Below are 2,804 nucleotides of genomic sequence, written 5' to 3' on the forward strand. Positions count from 1 at the left end.
GCGATCYTTTTGATCTTGTTTTTAGAATCAAAAACAAAGATCGCAGCCTGCGGCAGCTCCTACAGGAAATGGCGGACAATCAAGAGGGCTGCTGAACTCCACCACCGGCATTTTTCGCTGCATCAGCACTTTTCCGTCACGAATCGAATACAGCGGCAGCCCCTGGCTGCGGATCACTTCGTAATCGCTGTCCGCCGACAGAATCAGCAGGTTGGCCGGGCGCCCCTGTTCCAGTCCATAACGTTCGCCCAGATGCATGGCTTTGGCGCTGTTGTCGGTGACCAGGTTCAGCGCATTCTGCAGATTCCGGTAGCCGAGCATATGGCAGATGTGCAACCCGGCTTCGAGTACGCGCAGGATGTTGCCATTGCCCAGCGGGTACCACGGATCGACGATTGAATCCTGGCCAAAACACACGTTCATCCCGGCCTCCAGCAGCTCGTTGACCCGGGTCACGCCCCGGCGTTTCGGGAAGTTGTCGAAACGCCCCTGCAAGTGAATGCTTTCGGTCGGGCACGAGACGAAACTGATCCCGGAATGACCGAGCAAACGGAACAATTTCGCGCAGTAAGCGTTGTCGTAAGAGCCCATCGCCGTGGTGTGGCTGGCCGTGACCCGCGCGCCCATGTCGCGGCTGCGGGCCTCTTCGGCGAGTACCTCAAGAAAGCGCGAATGGGGGTCATCGGTTTCGTCGCAATGCACATCGACCAGGCAACCGGTGCGTTCGGCCAGGTCCATCAGAAACTTCACCGAACTGACGCCCTGATCGCGGGTGTACTCGAAATGCGGAATGCCGCCAACCACATCGGCGCCCATGCGAATCGCTTCTTCCATCAGCTCGCGACCGTTGCGGTACGACTCGATGCCTTCCTGTGGGAACGCGACGATTTGCAGGTCGATCAGATGCCGGGTTTCTTCGCGGACTTCGAGCATCGCCTTCAGCGCGGTGAGCTGCGGGTCGGTGACGTCGACGTGGGTGCGCACGTGCTGAATGCCGTGAGCGGCCAAGGCTTGAATGGTCTTCCTGGCGCGGGTTTTGGTGTCTTCTTCGGTGATGGTGACCTTGCGTTCGCCCCAGCACTCGATGCCTTCAAACAGTGTGCCACTCATGTTCCAGCGCGGCTCACCGGCCGTCAGCGTGGCGTCGAGGTGGATGTGTGGCTCGACAAAGGGCGGCACCACCAGATTGCCGCCGGCGTCGAGGTCGCCGGGGTTGAGGGTCGGGGCTTCGGTCTGGCGGCCGATGCTGCGGATCAGGCCGTCTTCCAGGTGCAATTCGTGCAAACCTTCCTGGTTGCGCAGCCGGGCGTTGATGATATGCATCAGGCGAATCCTTCTTATAGGTCTGGTAGTGGCGCACTGGCGCGACGGGCGCCGAGCAGGCCGGTAACGATGACATACGTTAGCGCGGCGGCGGCAATCCCTACCAGCGGTGCGACCCACGGCGAGTGGAACGCGGCGAGCGTACCGACCGCGTAAGCCCCCAGCCCCGGCCAGTTGAACGCCGGCAGCCGTGTGTCGGCCAGACGCGGATAGCGCCCGCGCCAGCGGAAGAAAAAGTCGGCCATGATCACCCCGCCAATCGGTGGAATCACCGTGCCCAGCAGGATCAGGTACGGCACCAGCATGTCGTACATGCCCAGCAGCGCGAGCAGGGTGCCGATCACCGCGCCGGCCAGGGTCACAGTCTTGCGCCGCCCGGTGCGCAGCAGGTTGCAACCGGCGACGGCGAAGTTATAGATGGTGTTGTCCTGGGTGCTCCAGATATTCAGCAACAGCATGGCCATTGCGGCCATGGCGAAGCCTTGCAGCAGCAACACTTCAACCACGTCGGGCTGCTGATAGACGATTGCGCCGTAGGCACCAATCAGCACCATCAGGCCATTGCCGATGAAAAATCCGATCAGGCTCGCCAGCACGGCAACCCGTGCCGAGCGCGAGAAACGTGTCCAGTTGGTAGCCTGCGTCGCGCCGCTGACGAAGGTGCCGAACACCAGCGTGATCGCGGTCGACCAGTCCAGCGAACCGCTCGGCACCACCGCCAGCAAACCATCGAGGCCACCGACTTTCACGGTCGCCACCCACATCGACAGCATCAGCAGCAGCATCATCGCCGGCACCGCGATGTACGACAGGATCTCCAGGCCGCGATAACCAACATACGCCGTGGCGCAGAACACCAGGCCGAACAGCACCATCAGGCCCAGCACCGTGCCTTGCTCCAGCGCGAAGTATTTGCCAATCACCACCGCGGCGGTTGCAGTGCCCCAGGCGTACCAGCCGATCTGGGTAAATCCCAGGATCAGGTCACTGAGTTTGCTGCCAACCTCACCAAAACAGAAACGCCCCATCAGCACCGAATTAAGGCCGCTTCTGAAGGCGATGTAACCCAGACCTGCCGCGTACAGCCCGAGCAGCAGGTTGCCGACGATGATCACCGCCATCATCTCGCCAAAATTGAAGGCCACGCCGAGCTTGCCGCCGGCAAACATGGTTGCGGTGAAAAATGTGAATCCCAGTAACACCATGGCGGTCGAGGCCAGGCCTTTTCGCGCATGCATCGGGACTTCGCTGAGGGGGTAGTCGTTGCCGGGATCGTTCTGCGTCATGGGGCGTTCCTTGCTGAAGAGGGGGGGACGCGAAGCAGGTTGCAGTGGTCGTGCCAAATCCGGTTGGCGCGGGTTATGTAGAGACGAGACACATGGATTGGCGCGAAAGCGGTGCAACCGAATGTACCCGGGCCCAATGTGGGAGCGAGCCTGCTCGCGAAGGCGGCGCGTCAGGCGACATCTGCAATGGCTGAT

Annotated in this window: 2 protein-coding genes; both read right to left on the reverse strand. The window is 61.4% G+C overall.

Annotation, left to right across the window (positions count from 1 at the left end; genetic code table 11):
- Nucleotides 1–27: 27 nt before the first annotated feature.
- Nucleotides 28–1,323, reverse strand: a complete 1,296-nt coding sequence (gene codA / locus HT737_RS25150; protein WP_182404214.1) for a cytosine deaminase — start codon at nt 1,321–1,323, stop codon at nt 28–30.
- A gap of 14 nt (nt 1,324–1,337) precedes the next feature.
- Nucleotides 1,338–2,609, reverse strand: a complete 1,272-nt coding sequence (gene codB / locus HT737_RS25155; protein WP_182404215.1) for a cytosine permease — start codon at nt 2,607–2,609, stop codon at nt 1,338–1,340.
- Nucleotides 2,610–2,804 lie beyond the last annotated feature (195 nt).

The organism is Pseudomonas sp. MD195_PC81_125, assembly GCF_014060985.1.
In the GTDB taxonomy this organism is placed as follows: domain Bacteria; phylum Pseudomonadota; class Gammaproteobacteria; order Pseudomonadales; family Pseudomonadaceae; genus Aquipseudomonas; species Aquipseudomonas parakoreensis.